The 13,934-nt window shown below is 71.5% G+C and carries 12 protein-coding genes; 5 read left to right on the forward strand and 7 right to left on the reverse strand.

What is annotated here, in order from left to right; genetic code table 11:
• Nucleotides 1–73: 73 nt before the first annotated feature.
• On the reverse strand, nt 74–1,684 hold the full coding sequence (locus tag GIS00_RS15790) for a neutral zinc metallopeptidase (protein ID WP_154769415.1): 1,611 nt from the start codon (nt 1,682–1,684) through the stop codon (nt 74–76).
• 306 nt (nt 1,685–1,990) lie between these two features.
• On the opposite strand from GIS00_RS15790, the gene GIS00_RS15795 reads away from it, so the two are divergent.
• Nucleotides 1,991–3,337 (forward strand): MFS transporter, encoded by a 1,347-nt coding sequence (locus GIS00_RS15795; RefSeq protein WP_154769416.1) that lies wholly within the window; start codon nt 1,991–1,993, stop codon nt 3,335–3,337.
• Between the two features lie 7 nt (nt 3,338–3,344).
• Here the strand turns inward: GIS00_RS15795 and GIS00_RS15800 are convergent, their stop codons facing one another.
• Complete coding sequence (locus tag GIS00_RS15800; RefSeq protein WP_154769417.1) at nt 3,345–3,650, reverse strand: hypothetical protein; 306 nt, start codon at nt 3,648–3,650, stop codon at nt 3,345–3,347.
• A gap of 65 nt (nt 3,651–3,715) precedes the next feature.
• Between GIS00_RS15800 and GIS00_RS15805 the strand changes: the two genes are divergently transcribed.
• Complete coding sequence (locus GIS00_RS15805) at nt 3,716–4,765, forward strand: lipoyl protein ligase domain-containing protein (RefSeq protein ID WP_154769693.1); 1,050 nt, start codon at nt 3,716–3,718, stop codon at nt 4,763–4,765.
• A gap of 129 nt (nt 4,766–4,894) precedes the next feature.
• On the opposite strand, the gene GIS00_RS15810 is transcribed toward GIS00_RS15805, so the two are convergent.
• The gene (locus tag GIS00_RS15810; RefSeq protein ID WP_230313677.1) at nt 4,895–5,509 is read right to left on the reverse strand and encodes a hypothetical protein; all 615 of its coding nucleotides are present in this window, start codon (nt 5,507–5,509) and stop codon (nt 4,895–4,897) included.
• 293 nt (nt 5,510–5,802) lie between these two features.
• Here GIS00_RS15810 and GIS00_RS15815 point away from each other — a divergent pair, with 293 nt between their 5' ends.
• Nucleotides 5,803–6,549 carry a serine O-acetyltransferase gene (locus tag GIS00_RS15815; RefSeq protein ID WP_322098011.1) on the forward strand — a complete coding sequence of 249 codons (747 nt, stop codon included), beginning with the start codon at nt 5,803–5,805 and terminating at the stop codon, nt 6,547–6,549.
• A 73-nt stretch (nt 6,550–6,622) separates the two neighbouring features.
• Here the strand turns inward: GIS00_RS15815 and GIS00_RS15820 are convergent, their stop codons facing one another.
• The 4 genes from GIS00_RS15820 to GIS00_RS15835 all read right to left on the reverse strand — a co-directional run bounded on the left by GIS00_RS15820 (nt 6,623) and on the right by GIS00_RS15835 (nt 12,051).
• Nucleotides 6,623–8,746, reverse strand: coding sequence for a RecQ family ATP-dependent DNA helicase (locus GIS00_RS15820; RefSeq protein ID WP_322098012.1), 2,124 nt, complete (start codon nt 8,744–8,746; stop codon nt 6,623–6,625).
• A 77-nt stretch (nt 8,747–8,823) separates the two neighbouring features.
• Nucleotides 8,824–9,765, reverse strand: coding sequence for an MvdC/MvdD family ATP grasp protein (locus GIS00_RS15825; protein WP_154769420.1), 942 nt, complete (start codon nt 9,763–9,765; stop codon nt 8,824–8,826).
• Between the two features lie 139 nt (nt 9,766–9,904).
• Nucleotides 9,905–11,662: a zinc metalloprotease gene (locus GIS00_RS27750; RefSeq protein WP_230313678.1), complete on the reverse strand. Its 1,758-nt coding sequence runs from the start codon at nt 11,660–11,662 to the stop codon at nt 9,905–9,907.
• Between the two features lie 83 nt (nt 11,663–11,745).
• Nucleotides 11,746–12,051: a hypothetical protein gene (locus GIS00_RS15835; RefSeq protein ID WP_154769421.1), complete on the reverse strand. Its 306-nt coding sequence runs from the start codon at nt 12,049–12,051 to the stop codon at nt 11,746–11,748.
• A 166-nt stretch (nt 12,052–12,217) separates the two neighbouring features.
• Between GIS00_RS15835 and gluQRS the strand changes: the two genes are divergently transcribed.
• Both gluQRS and GIS00_RS15845 read left to right on the forward strand, forming a co-directional pair.
• On the forward strand, nt 12,218–13,153 hold the full coding sequence (gluQRS, locus tag GIS00_RS15840; protein WP_322098013.1) for a tRNA glutamyl-Q(34) synthetase GluQRS: 936 nt from the start codon (nt 12,218–12,220) through the stop codon (nt 13,151–13,153).
• Between the two features lie 40 nt (nt 13,154–13,193).
• The gene (locus GIS00_RS15845; RefSeq protein ID WP_154769423.1) at nt 13,194–13,922 is read left to right on the forward strand and encodes a queuosine precursor transporter; all 729 of its coding nucleotides are present in this window, start codon (nt 13,194–13,196) and stop codon (nt 13,920–13,922) included.
• Nucleotides 13,923–13,934: the final 12 nt, after the last annotated feature.

The following is a 13,934-nucleotide window of genomic DNA, read 5'->3' on the forward strand; positions in this document are numbered from 1 at the left end:
GCCGAACGCCCTGCAACCAGTGACGGTCGCAGGGCGTCAGCGCATGCCAGGGCAGGTCAGGAGCAGGTCAGGCTCAGTGCAGGTTGCAGGAGGACAGGCCCTCGTAGATGCCGACCCGGAAGGCGTCGAGGCGGTCCCAGGCGGTGCCGTCGCCGGTCTCCACCAGGGCGTTGTCCTTGTCCGCGAAGACCAGCACCTTGACGGCCTCGTCGAAGTCGCCGGGCGAGAGGTTGCCCTTGTTGTACAGGTCGGCGGTGACGGCGCCCAGGGTGCAGATGCGCTCGGTCATGTCGGTGCTGGAGCCGAACTTCGTCTGCAGGTACTCGGTGTAGGCCAGGATCATCGCGCTGCCGAGACCGTAGTCACCGTAGGTCTTGTGGATGTCGGCGACGGAGTCCATCGGGTTCAGGTCGATGGAGCCGGCAGCGTCGCAGTAGGACACCAGGTGGTCGTCGGCACAGGACGGGTCGCCCTTCGCACCCTCGCTGACCTCGGGGGTGACGAACCCGGAGTCCTGGGTGAAGCGCTCCGTCCAGAATTTGTCGAGAATGCTCTTCGTCCCGTCGATGGTCTGGTCGAGATTCAGGTTGCCCATACCGTCGGTGGAGGCCGACGTAGCGGTGAACTGCTCGGCGGTGAAGATGCGCTCGTCGTTGAAGTCGTCACGGCAGACCGTCGGGCCGCCGAGGTAGCCGTCCTGGGTGGCGGAGATCCGGTCGAAGACGCTGCCGTGCGCCCGGGCGTGCTCCGGGTCGGTGCCGGCGGGATCGCCCATCTCCCAGACGTAGTCGCCCAGCACCCGGTCCAGGTTCTCCGCACTGAACTCGAAGTGCGGGGCCAGGCCGTCGGTCACGGCCTTCGCCCAGGCACCGGCCAGGCAGTCGGCCTGCGTCTCCAGCACGATGGAGCGGGCACCGCTCCAGTCCAGGAAGCGGAACTGCAGGGCATGGCCGAACTCGTGGGCGAAGGTGAAGGCGACGTCGAGATCGCTGTAGTCCTCGGCGATCCGCTCCAGGTACTTGGCGTCGTAGGAGATCGAGTCGTCGGCACCGCAGAAGAAGGCGTTGTTCCGGGCGTCCTCCGGGGTGTCCAGACAGGCCGGGATCTCGGAGTTCGGGTCGTCCGGGTCGACGGCGTAGACGCCGCCCTTGAGCGGCGGCAGCGGCTCGCCGAACACCTCCTGCGACACCGAGTCCCAGTAGGCGATGACGTCGGACAGCGAGTCCTTCGCGAGCTGATCCGTGGCGGTGCCCTTGTCGCCGATGATCTCGATGTCGGTGGCCGGCTCCACATCGGTGGGCCGGGTGGGGCCGTCGGTCTGGCCCAGGGTGGTGGCGGGCGGAGCCACCGTGGTGGCGCCGGTGGTCAGGTCGACCGGGCCGGTCTGCTCGGTGGTCGGGGTGGCCGGGCCGGAGGTGGACGCACCACCGGTGGTGGACGGCGCCGATGCGGCGGTCGAGGTGTTGCTACCGGCCATGGCCAGCGCGGCCGGGGCGGCGGCGGTGCCGGCCACGGTGCTCGAGCAGCCGACGACGAGGGCCAGCGACACCGCACCGAGGGCGGCACCGAAGGCGGTGCGCCGCCGGACGGCGTCCCGGCGGCGGGACGGGATCGGGGAGATGGTGTTCACGGTGGGGGCCTCATGGTCCTGGGTCAGGTGCTGCTGTCGGGTCGGTTGCTGCATCGGACGGAGGAAATGCCTGATCCGTTCCGCGAAGTGTCGCGCCTACCGGACCGATCCGCTGCCCTTTTCGTCCGTTCCGGCGATCGTGGCGCGCGCACCCCTCCGGCGGCACGGTTCCGAGGAGCGGGGTGACCGTTCGCAGATACATCTGCACCCCGGCCGGTTCCCGTCGGGCACCGCGCCACCCGGTGGAGGCAGCGACAGCGGACGAGCACTGCGACCGCCCGCCCGAACGGCCGGTGGACGGCGGACGACCCGGCGGGTCCACCCTCGCCGTGCCGCGCCCCGCCCCCTACTCTTCCGACCATGGCCGACCCCCAGCTCACCGAGACCGACCGTCCCGCCGGTCGCGGGACGATCTTCGCCTGGGGCGTCTGGGACTGGGGCGCCTCCGGTTTCAACACCGTGGTGGTCACCTTCATCTTCTCCGTCTACCTGACGAACGTGGTGGGCGACGACCTGCCCGGCACGATCGAGGCCGGCACCTGGTACACGTGGTCGGTCGCCGCCGCAGGCGTGCTGATCGCGGTGCTCGCTCCGGTCAGCGGCCAGCAGGCGGACCTGGGCGGGCGGCGGCGCCGGTCGCTGGCGATCTTCTCGATCCTGGTGCTGCTCTGCATGATCGGGCTGTTCTGGGTCCGCGACGACTCCTCGTACTTCTGGCTGGGCGCAGCGCTCATCGGCCTCGGCTCGGTGTTCTTCGAGATCGCCGCGGTCTTCTACAACGCGATGCTGCGGCAGATCTCCACTCCGGCCACCATCGGCCGGGTCTCCGGTTTCGGCTGGTCGATGGGCTACTTCGGCGGCATCTTCCTGCTGCTGATCTGCTACTTCGGTTTCATCGCGGGCGACGGCGACACCCGCGGTTTCCTCGGGATCAGCACCGAGGACGGCTTCAACATCCGGGTCGTCGCACTGGTCGCCGCGGTGTGGTTCGGGCTGTCGGCCCTGCCGGTGCTGTTCGCCGTCCCCGAGGTCGCCGCCGCGCCGAAGCGGGAACGCACGCCGCTGCTGTCCGCCTACCGCAAGCTGTTCCGGGACATCGCCGAGCTGTTCCGCACCGACCGGCAGATCGCCTTCTTCCTCATCGCCTCGGCGATCTTCCGCGACGGGCTCGCCGCCATCTTCCACTTCGGCGCGATCCTGGCGGTGCTCGTCTACGGCATCTCCGACGCCGACGTGCTGATCTTCGGCGTCGCGGCGAACGTCATCTCGGCGATCGGCGCGCTGTCGGCCGGCGTGCTGGACGACCGGGTCGGGCCGCGATTCGTCATCGTCGTCTCGCTGGTCGGCCTGATCATCACCGGCACCGTGCTGCTGTTCCTGTCCGGGCCGATGATGTTCTGGATCTTCGGCCTGGTCCTCTGCCTGTTCGTCGGCCCGGCGCAGTCCGCGTCCCGGACCTTCCTGATGCGGATCACCCCGCCCGGCCGGGAGGGCCAGATCTTCGGCCTCTACGCGACCACCGGTCGCGCGGTGAGCTTCCTCGCGCCGGGGCTGTACGGGCTGTTCGCCGCGGTCCTGGGTGGCCAGCGGTACGGCACCGTCGGTATCGTCATCGTGCTGCTGGCCGGGTTGATCGCGATGCGCTTCGTCGGCCGGCCCGTCGACAAGTCCGCCGCACCGGTCACGTCCGGAACCCCCGTCTCCTGATCCGCGGTCAGCCCCGGTAGAGCTCCCGGCAGGCCGCGACGGCGGCGTCCAGCTGCACGTCCCGCTGGGCGATCCCCCACTCCCGGCCGGCCCGGTCCACCGCGATCGTGGTCCAGCCGGTGCCGGTCTCGTCCGACAGGTGCAGCAGGACGGTGTGCCCGTCGAACTCGACCCGGACCCGGTGCCGGTCGTTGCCCGGATCCACCAGCCCGCGCACGACGCCGTTCGGCCCGGCGGCGGTACCGACGAAGGAGTTCCAGCGCCCCCGCGGCGCGTCCGGGCGGTCGATCCGGGTGCTGTGTCCGTCACTCATCGCGCCATTCTCGCCGGACCCGGAAGCTACCGGCGGCCGCCGGGGTTGCAGCGGGGGTGAGCACACTGCACGGCGAGTACAAGGTTCCCGGCGGCAAACTGGTGGTGGCCGACCTGGCCGTCGAGGACGACCGGCTGACCGGTGTCCGGATCTCCGGTGACTTCTTCCTGGAGCCGGACGAGGCGCTGGAGGAACTGACCGCGGCGCTGCAGGGCCGGCCGGCCGACACCGATGCGGACGCACTGGCCGCAGCCGTGCGCCGGGCGATCGGCCCGGGGGTGACCATGGTCGGGTTCACCCCGGAGTCGGTGGCGATCGCTGTCCGCCGGGCGCTGGGCCGGGCCACCAGCTGGCACGACCACCGATTCGAGTTGATCACCACCGGACAGCTGCACCCGCCGCTGCAGATGGCGGTCGACGAGGTGCTGGCCCGGCAGGTCGGCGACGGCACCCGCGGGCCGGCGCTGCGGATCTGGGAGTGGGCGTCGAACGCGGTGATCATCGGGTCGTTCCAGTCGCTGGCGAACGAGGTCGACTCCGAGGCAGCGGCGGAGCACGACGTGACCGTGGTGCGCCGGATCTCCGGCGGCGGGGCGATGTTCGTCGAGCCCGGCAACACCATCACCTACTCGCTGTACGTACCGGCGTCCCTGGTCGAGGGCCTGTCGTACGCCGCGTCGTACGCCTTCCTCGACGACTGGGTGCTCGGCGCGCTGGCCGACGTCGGGATCTCCGCGACGTACGTGCCGCTCAACGACATCGCCTCCCCCGCCGGGAAGATCGCCGGTGCGGCGCAGAAGCGGTTGGCGAACGGCGCCGTGCTGCACCACGTGACGATGGCCTACGACATCGATGCGAACAAGATGCTCCAGGTGCTGCGGATCGGCCGGGAGAAGCTGTCCGGCAAGGGCATCGCCAGCGCCGCGAAGCGGGTGGATCCGCTGCGGTCGCAGACCGGGCTGACCCGGGAGGCGATCGTCGACGCGATGATTGCCCACTTCCGCGGACGCTACGGACTCAGCGAAGTGACGCTGGATGCCGTCACCCTGGCCGAAGCGGAAGAGCTTGCGGTGTCGAAGTTCTCCAGCCCGGAGTGGACCGCCCGGGTGCCCTGAGCATCGCTGCCGGCCCGGCAGATCGGATCGGACGAGGGGTTGCACCGCCGGAGACTGTCGAGATCGCCGTCGTCGGCCGGAGGGTCGACAGGTGGCGCGCAGCAGACCTCCGGGTCGGCAGACTACGGCTCAGCCGAGTTCACCGGCGCGGGCCCGGCGGGCGGCGCGGCTGAGCTCGCCGGAGGTCCGGCGCAGCTGACCGGAGCGCTCCGCGGGATCGGCACCGGGGTCCGGGTCGGCCAGGCTCCCGGTCGCCACAACGGCGCAGAACGCGGCCGCCCGGTCGAGGGCGACATCCAGGTCGGCGGTCACCGCGCCGGTGAGCACGGCGTCGGCGACGTCGGCGACCTCCTGCGGACCGGGCGGATCGGCCACTCCGGCGACCGCCTCGTCGGCGCCGCCGCGCACGGAGCCGATGGCGAACCAACCGGCCAGCCTCCGCGGCTCCCGCCGGATCCACTCGCGCAGCAGGTAGAGCCGCCAGAGCGCACCGGGCAGGGTCTCGGCCTCGCAGCCGGCCCAGAGCGCGGCGACGTCGTCCAGCCCCTCGGTCTCCACCAGCCGCACCAGCCGGGCGATCTCGTCCTCGTCGGCGCTGTGCTGCCGGCCGCGGGCCAGTACGGCGCGGGCCGTCCGGTGCGCGGCCTCCCACCGGGCGCTCTCGTCCTGCGCGCCGGCCAGTCGGGCCACCACGTGCGGGGCCAGCGGGACCGGGCGGCGGGGACGGTGAGCAGGCTCGGACACGTCTCCATTGTCCCGCTTCCGCCCCAACCCGGTGCGCACCCAGGCGCGCACGGACACCTCCGCCCGCGCGCGGCGTGAGGATGCCCGCGGCCGTCCGGCCCGCTCCGATCGACGCTCCGTCCTCTACCGCTGTCCAGCTCTGACCCGGATGGGCGACAAGCTGCGTCTGCTCTGGCATCCTGTGGTGGCGCTCCGTCACATCCATCGGTCGGCGGGTGCGTCCCGGACAGCGTGGTGCGGGGACACGCCTCACACAGGACGCGTCTGGGGACGACATGACGAGCTGGGCCGCAGTGAAGCAGTTGATCCGGTCCGACATCGACCGGTACCAGTACATGCTCGAGCTCGACGGTGTGCTGCCGCGCCGCGGACCGCAGCTGGTCCGCGACCTGCGCACGTTGCTGCTCTGCAAGGGCGCCCAGGCCGGGATCGTGTTCCGCCTCGGCCACGCCCTGATCGCCTGGACGCCGACCACGGTTGCCGGCCGGTGGGGGCGGCGGGTGGGCCGGATCGGTCACTGGATGGCCGGTCGGGTGATCGAGACGCGGACCGGGATCCAGATCGCGGACCGCGCGACCATCGGCCCTGGTCTCTACATCGGGCACTTCGGCGGCGTGATCATCGGCGTCGTCACCATGGGCGCGAACTGCAACCTGTCGCACGGCGTCACCCTCGGCCGCTCCGGCCGGGTCGGCGACCTGGCCAGACCCACCCTGGGCGACCGGGTGTGGGTGGGTCCGGGGGCGGTCCTCGTCGGTGGGATCACCATCGGCGACGACGCCGCCGTCGGCGCGAACACCGTGGTCACCAAGGACCTTCCGGCCCGGAGCACTTCCGTCGGGTCCCCGCCGCGGACCTTCCCGGACCGCGGCAGCTTCGAGATGATCGTCTACCGCGGATCGGAGGAGGACCCAGGGCGACATGCTTCCCTCCTCCGCATCGCACCGGCCGGAGGTGACCGGGGACTCCCCGAGCAGCGCCGCCGGTTCGAACCGGAGCCGACCGAGGTCGGTCCGGTGGTCAGCGGCAGACCCGCCTGACGCCGATACCACCCGCAGAGCACCCCGAGGACCCGCCACCAGTCCGGGTCCAGTTCGGCCCCGGTCCGTGCGATCAGCCGACGGCGAGGACGAAGGGGAACACGGCCTCCGCGCCGGCGCGGCGGAGCTCACGGGCGAGCACGGTCAGCGTCCAACCGGACGAGGTGAGGTCGTCGACCAGCAGCACCCGCCGCCCCGCGAGGTCGTCGCCGTCGTAGTGGTGCCGGCCGGCCACCGAGCGCAGCCGCTGTGCGGAGTTGACGTCGGCACTGTCCGGGCCGCGCGCGGGGACGAACGCCCCGAGGTAGGGCACCTTGAGATACCGCGCCAGTCCTGGTGCGAGGTGGCCGGCGAGCAGCGGGCGGCTGTCCGAGGCGACCCCGACCACGGCATCGACACCGTCCGCTCCGTGGATCTCCGGCCAGGCGGACAGCACCTCGGCCGCGGCATGCCGGAGCGGAACCGGGGTCTCGGCGTCCGGCGCACCCGTCCGGAACACCTCGCGGAGCGCGTTGCCCCAGCCGATGCCGTCGAGCCGGCCGATCGCCCGTCCGGGCTCGGCCCGTTCGCCGTCCGGGATCTTGCCCGTCAGCGCGACGCCGATCGACTTCATCGCAGTCGGCCACATGGCCCGCGGCGCCACCTGGACGCCCGGCACCTCGAGCAGCGCCCGGGCGGCGTCGACGTCCTGCTCCGAGACGTTCGCCGTCAGCGACAGCCCGCCGCAGTTGTCGCACCGGCCGCAGTCGGCGGCGGCCGGGTCGTCGAGCTGCTCGCGCAGGAACCGCATCCGGCAGCCGTCCGTGCGCTGGTAGGACAACATGGCGTGCTGCTCGGCGCCGCGTGCCTTGGCCACCCGCGCGTAGCGGTCGGCGTCGTAGACCCACTCCCGGCCGGTCGACTCCCAGCCGCCCTGCACCCGACGCACCGCACCGTCCACGTCCAGCACCTTGAGCATCATCTCCAGCCGGGAACGCTTCAGTTCGACCTGCGTCTCCAGCGCGGCGACCGACTGCGGCTTCGGCGCGGCGGCCAGTGTGTCCAGCGTGCGGCGCACCTGGGTCTCCGCCGGGAACGCGAGAGATCCGAAGTAGTCCCAGATGTCACGGTCCTCCTTCGCCGGCAAGAGCACCGCCAGCGCCTTCTCCACACCGCGTCCGGCCCGGCCCACCTGCTGGTAGTAGGCGATCGGCGACGGCGGCGCGCCGAGGTGCACCACGAACCCGAGATCCGGTTTGTCGAAACCCATCCCGAGCGCGGAGGTGGCCACCAGCGCCTTGATCCTGTTGTTGATGAGATCGTCCTCGGCCTGCAGCCGCTCCGCCGGATCGGTCTGCCCGGAGTAGGCGGCGACCTGCAGCCCGGCAGCCCGCAGGTGGTCCCGGACCAGCTCGGTGGCGGCCACGGTGAGGCAGTAGATGATGCCGCACCCGGTCCAGGTCGGCAGCGTCTCGGCCAGCCAGGCCAACCGGGACGCCTGGTCGGGCAGCCCGACGACGGCCAGGTGCAGCGAGTCCCGCTCGAGATCACCGCGCAGCACCAGCACCTCGGCCCCGCCGGTCTCCAGCTGCTCGGCGACGTCCTGGGTGACCCGGGCGTTCGCGGTGGCCGTGGTGGCCAGCACGGGGATTCCGGCGGGCAGTTCGGCGAGCAGGGTGCGCAGCCGCCGGTAGTCCGGCCGGAAGTCGTGCCCCCAATCCGAGATGCAGTGCGCCTCGTCGACGACCACCAGCCCGGCGCTGGCCGACAGTTCGGGCAGCACCTCGTCCCGGAAGCCCGGGTTGTTCAGCCGCTCCGGCGACACCAGCAGCACGTCGACCTCGCCGGCCCGGACGTGCTCGTAGATCTCCCGCCACTGCTCGTTGTTGGACGAGTTCACGGTGACCGCACGGATCCCGGCCCGCTCGGCGGCGGCGACCTGGTTGCGCATCAGCGCGAGCAGCGGCGAGATGATCACCGTCGGCCCGGCCCCGGACTCCCGCAGCAGCGAGGTGGCCACGAAGTAGACCGCCGACTTGCCCCAGCCGGTGCGTTGCACGACGAGCGCACGGGCGTGGCCGACCACCAGCGCCTCGATGGCCCGCCACTGGTCCTCGCGCAGCCGAGCATCCGGCCGGCCCACGAGGGCCTGCAGGTGCTGCTGCGCACGCTCCTGCAGGGCGGTCGGGTCGGCCGGGGTCTCGGTTCGGGTGCTCACCACGCGGTCCACTGTCCCAGCACCGACCGACATCCGGCCCGGCCGCCCCGCGGATGTCCACAATCCGCAGGTCGGGGCTATGCCTGGTGGGCCGCGTCGTGCCGCGACAGCGACGCCGCGATGGCCTGCGGCACCGGCGCGCCGGTGCGTTGCGAGGCGAAGAGGTACTCACCGCCCGGGTTCACCTCGAGGAAGACGTGCTCGCCGTCCGGGGTGACCCGGAAGTCCGAGGCGCCGTAGACGAGGCCGAGCCGGCGGTGCAGGTCCAGCAGCCCGGCGGCGACGTCATCGGGCAGGGTGTACCGGGCGAATTCCGCCGAGCCGATGCCAGGCCGGTAGTCGACCTGGTACTCCGGTTCCGAGCGGATCGAGGTCGCGAAGACCTCGTCCTCCACCACGATCACCCGGAGGTCGAGTGCGGCCGGCACGAATCTCTGGAAGGTGACCGGGGCGTAGCGGACCTCGTCCAGCCGGGACCGGTCCTCCCGGGTGAGCAGGGCGGTGGTCCGCGGGGCCTCGGCGATGTTGCGGAAGGCCTTGCGGATCACCGGGACCGACGGGTCGGTGAACTCGAGCGCCGCGACAGGGTCGTTGGTGATCAGGGTCTCGGGGACGGAGAGCCCACATCGCCGCGCCAGCTGCAGCTGTCGGATCTTGCGCTGGCCGACCTCGTCGGCGGCCGGCGGGTTCATCCAGAAGCAGTCGAGTGCGTGCCACCAGCCGGTCAGCGCCTCCTGGCACTCGGACCACGCGAACAGCCGGGAGGTGGGATCGGTGAGGGCCGGGTCGAGGTCCATCGGCCGCACCCGGCGGTACCAGACGGCACCGACCTCGTCGGCCCTGATGACCGGTCCGTCGGGCGGCACCAGCACCAGATCCTCGCCGGCAACACCGAACTTCACCGAGAACCGGCTGCGCGCCGGGAAATCCGCGATGTCGAAGCCGACCCAGGGGCGTCGCAGGTGGGCGACGACCTCGGTGACGTGCCGGTTGTCGGGGAAGGTCACGATCAGGATCACGGCGACTCCTCGGGTCGGGTGGCGCCGCCGGCGGTGGACCGGACCGGCTGCGCCATCAGGATTGTCGGGTACCGGGTGCTGCCGGACCGGGGAAGCCGGTCCGACAGCACCGCTCGGACCCGTTGTCAGAACGGGTGTTTCAGGTGAGCAGGGCGACGAGCTGGGCGTACACGGCGGCCAGGGTCTGCCACCGGGCGGCCGTGGCCGCATCCATCCGCCCGGCCGCCGCCTGGGCGAACATGCCGGCCAGGGCGCCGCCCAGCGCCTGCACCACCGGCAGCAGCGGATCGGTCTGTGCTGCAGCGGTTCCCGCCTGGATGCCCGGATCCCCGCACGGCGCGCACGGGGCGTCACCTCGGGCACCTGCCGGCTGGCCACCGAGCACGAACGGGGTCGCGCCCTGCTGACCCCACTGCTGCTGCCAGGGGCCCGGCTCCGGGATCGGCACGTCGGCGCCGACGTTCTTCTGCTGGTCCAGGAGTTCCTTGGGCAGGTCGTCGACCAGGTCCTTCTGCAGGTCCTTGACGAACTCCTTCGGACCGTCCTTGATCAGGTCCTTCGGGCGGTCCTTCTGGAACTCCTTGGTGAACTCCTTCGGACGGTCCTTGATCGGATCCTTGTGCCCGTCTTTGACCAGGTCCTTGTGCCCGTCCTTGCCGAGGTCCTTCGGGTTGTCCTTGGGGAAGTCCTTCGGCGGATCCTTCGGCAGGTCCTTCGGGACGTCCTTGGTGAAGTCCTTCGGGTTGTCCTTGGGGAAGTCCTTCGGCGGATCCTTGGGCAGGTCCTTCGGGGTCTCCTTCTGGATCTCCTTGGGCAGGTCCTTGATCCCCTCCTTGAACGGATCCTTGACCGGCTCCTTGATGATGTCCTTCCCCAGTTCCTTCGTGGGCTCCTTGCCGATGTCCTTCACGATCGGCTTGACGAGCACGTCGCACGGGCCGGAAGTGCCGATCGACGAGCGCGGGCCGTCGAGCGCGGCCTGCATCCGGTCGACCTGGCCCGGGGTGAACAGGTACATGGCGGCGTCGTCGACGTAGTCCATGTAGTTCATGAACAGGTCGCCGTTGGGGCCGTTGTTGCACGAGATCGTCGGGAAGGTCGGCGTGCCGTAGTTCGGGCCGCCCTGGTTCGGCGTATCCGCGACGAAATCCGAACCGGCACAACCGGTGCCGTCGTCACCCCAGATGTGCCGGAGGTTCAGCCAGTGGCCGATCTCGTGGGTGGCCGTCCGGCCGAGGTCGAACGGCGCCGACGCGGTGCCGGTGGAGCCGAAGGCGGTGTGCACGATGACCACGCCGTCGGTCTCGGCCGGACCGCCGGGGAACTGCGCGTAGCCGAGAAGCCCTTGGCCGGAACCACTCTGCAGGTTGCCGCAGACCCAGATGTTGAGGTAGCGGTCGGCCGGCCACGGATCGATGCCGCCGGTGGCGGTGGCCTTGACGTTGTCGGTGTCGGCCAGGAAAGCCGTCGTCTGGGTGGACGTCCGGGTGATGCCGTCGGTGGCATTGCCGTCGGGGTCGGTGGTGGCGAGGGCAAAGGTGATCCGTGCGTCGGCCACCAACCCGGCGAAGGCCGCGGGCACGGAGCCCGCATCGGCGTTCCGCGCGCGGTAGTCCTCGTTGAGAGTGGTGATCTGGCTGTGGATCTGCTCGTCCGGGATGTTCTCGGCGGTCTCCCGGTAGACGACGTGCACCACCACCGGGATCTCGGTGCAGCCGGTGCGCAGGGCGGCGCCGGTGGTCAGCACCCGAGCGGTGCGGTTCTCGATCTCGTTGCGCGCCTGCAGGTATCCCGGTCGGGTGCGCAGCAGGCGTTCGTTCACCTCGTCGGTGCCGCAGACCCGGCGGGTCGGGCGGGCGACGTCGGACGCGGCGGGGCCGCGGGACTTCGGGGGCATGTCGTCCTCCTGTGGACGGGTGGGGGCGCCACGGATCGCCCGCGCGGGCGGGTGCCCGAGCGGTGGCGAAGAGTGGGATCAGGTCAGCGGGAGCGCCGCACGTCCAACCGGTCCGGCGCGGTGGTCACCACGTCGAGGTCCAGCTCCACCCCGGGGGTGCGGACGGCGAGGACGGACCCGGTCAGCGACCAGGTGCCGTCCGCGGTGGCGCCCCTGTCGTCGGGTCCCGGGGACCCGAGGGCGGCACCGCCGTCGGCGAGCAACGTGAAGGAGGAACGTCCGCGGGACGGTGGCAGCGGGGTGCCGGCCGGCCGGTACACCTGCAGTCCGTCGTGGTCCTCCTCGTGGGCGTGCACCCACGAGCCGACCAACTCCGCCGGATGTGTCATCCCGGTCCTCCTTCGTCCCGACGCAGCACACGACGGCGCCGCCGCCGTCCTGATACCCGCCTGTGGTCCGGCCGCACCGGACCGGCGAGGAGACCCGGTCCGTCCTCTCTCCCGGTTCGTCGCCGGGTCGTCACCGGCTACCAGGCCACCCGGCAGGATGGACGCCGTGTCCTCCGCAACGACCGTCGATCGTCACCAGCACGGTGCCGGGCGGTTCGCCCCCAGCCCGTCGGGCGACCTGCACGTCGGGAACCTGCGGACGGCACTGCTCGCCTGGCTCTTCGCCCGGTCGTCCGGCCGCCGGTTCCTGGTGCGGATCGAGGACCTGGACCGGGCCCGCGCCGGCTCGGCGGACCGCCAGCTCGCGGAGCTCGCCGCCCTGGGCCTGACCTGGGACGGACCGGTGGTGGTCCAGTCGGAGCTCGCCGCCGGTCACCTGGCGGCGATCGACCGGCTGCGCGCCGGCGGCCTGGTCTACGAGTGCTGGTGCACCCGCCGGGAGATCCAGGAGGCACCCTCGGCGCCGCACGCCGCGCCCGGCTCCTATCCGGGGACCTGCCGGGACCTCAGCGCCGCCGAGCAGTCGGAACGCCGGGCCACCGGTCGGCCGCCCGCGCTGCGGCTGCGGGCGGAGGTGCAGGAGTGGACGATGAAGGACCGACTGCTCGGGCCGTACACCGGGGTGGTGGACGACCTGGTGCTGCGCCGCGGCGACGGGGTGGTCGCCTACAACCTGGCAGTGGTGGTCGACGACGCCGCGGCCGGGATCGACCAGGTGGTGCGCGGCGACGACCTGCTGCCCTCCACCCCGCGCCAGGCCTACCTCGGCCATCTGCTCGGGCTCGCCGCCCCGGAGTACGTCCACGTCCCGCTGGCGCTGAACCCGGCCGGTGCCCGGCTGGCGAAGCGGGACGGCGCGGTCACGCTCGAGGAGCTGACGGACCGCGGGATCCCGGCAGGCCGGGTGCTCGGCCTGATCGCGGAGAGCCTGCGGCTGGCCGCCTCCGGCGAGAGCGTCGACACCGCTGCACTCCTGCAACGGTTCGACCCGGAGCAGCTGCCGACCGGGCCGTGGATCGTCGATCCCACCTGCCTCGGTTGACCCGCACCAGATCGCGGCCGGTTCGTCCGGGCCGCCTCACCTGGTTGAATGTGCCCCCGTGACAAACCCTGCCCCCGCGGCGCCGCGCGCCGCCTTCGCCCGCACCGGGCTCGGCATCTACCCGGTGCTGGTGACCCTCTTCTGCTGTTTGCTGCTGCTGTCGAACATCGCCGCCACCAAGGGCATCGAGTTCGGGCCGTTCCTGACCGACGGCGGCGTCTTCCTCTTCCCGCTGACCTACGTGCTCGGCGACGTGCTGTCCGAGGTGTACGGCCTCAAGGCCACGAGGCGGGCGATCCTGCTCGGCTTCCTGATGTCGCTGCTGGCCAGCCTCACCTTCTGGCTGGTCACGATCTCGCCGTCCGCGCCCGGTTTCGACGGCCAGGACGCGTTCGCCCGCATCCTCGGCGTGGTGCCGCAGATCCTGTTGGCCAGCGTCGCCGGCTACCTGGTCGGCGAGTTCCTCAACTCCTACGTGCTGGTGAAGATCAAGGAGAAGACGAAGGAGAAGCACCTGTGGGCCCGGCTGATCGGGTCGACGGTGGTCGGCGAGTTCGGCGACACCCTGATCTTCTGCCTGATCGCCGGCCCGGTCATCGGCATCACCTCGCCCGGCGACCTGCTCAACTACACGCTGATCGGGTTCGCCTACAAGACCGCGGTGGAGATCATCCTGCTGCCGATCACCTACCGGGTGATCGCCGCGATCAAGAAGCGCGAGCCCACCTACGCCGAGGCGCTGCGCGAGCTGGAGTCCACCGGCCGTTGATCCCGGGCGGGT

Source organism: Nakamurella alba (assembly GCF_009707545.1).
Lineage (GTDB): Bacteria > Actinomycetota > Actinomycetes > Mycobacteriales > Nakamurellaceae > Nakamurella > Nakamurella alba.

What these genes read in the sequence shown, in the direction of transcription:
- GIS00_RS15790 (WP_154769415.1), bottom strand. Translation starts at nt 1,684, where the DNA reads ATGCAGCAACCGACCCGACAGCAGCACCTGACCCAGGACCATGAGGCC.
- GIS00_RS15795 (WP_154769416.1), top strand. Translation starts at nt 1,991, where the DNA reads ATGGCCGACCCCCAGCTCACCGAGACCGACCGTCCCGCCGGTCGCGGG.
- GIS00_RS15800 (WP_154769417.1), bottom strand. Translation starts at nt 3,650, where the DNA reads ATGAGTGACGGACACAGCACCCGGATCGACCGCCCGGACGCGCCGCGG.
- GIS00_RS27750 (WP_230313678.1), bottom strand. Translation starts at nt 11,662, where the DNA reads ATGCCCCCGAAGTCCCGCGGCCCCGCCGCGTCCGACGTCGCCCGCCCG.
- GIS00_RS15835 (WP_154769421.1), bottom strand. Translation starts at nt 12,051, where the DNA reads ATGACACATCCGGCGGAGTTGGTCGGCTCGTGGGTGCACGCCCACGAG.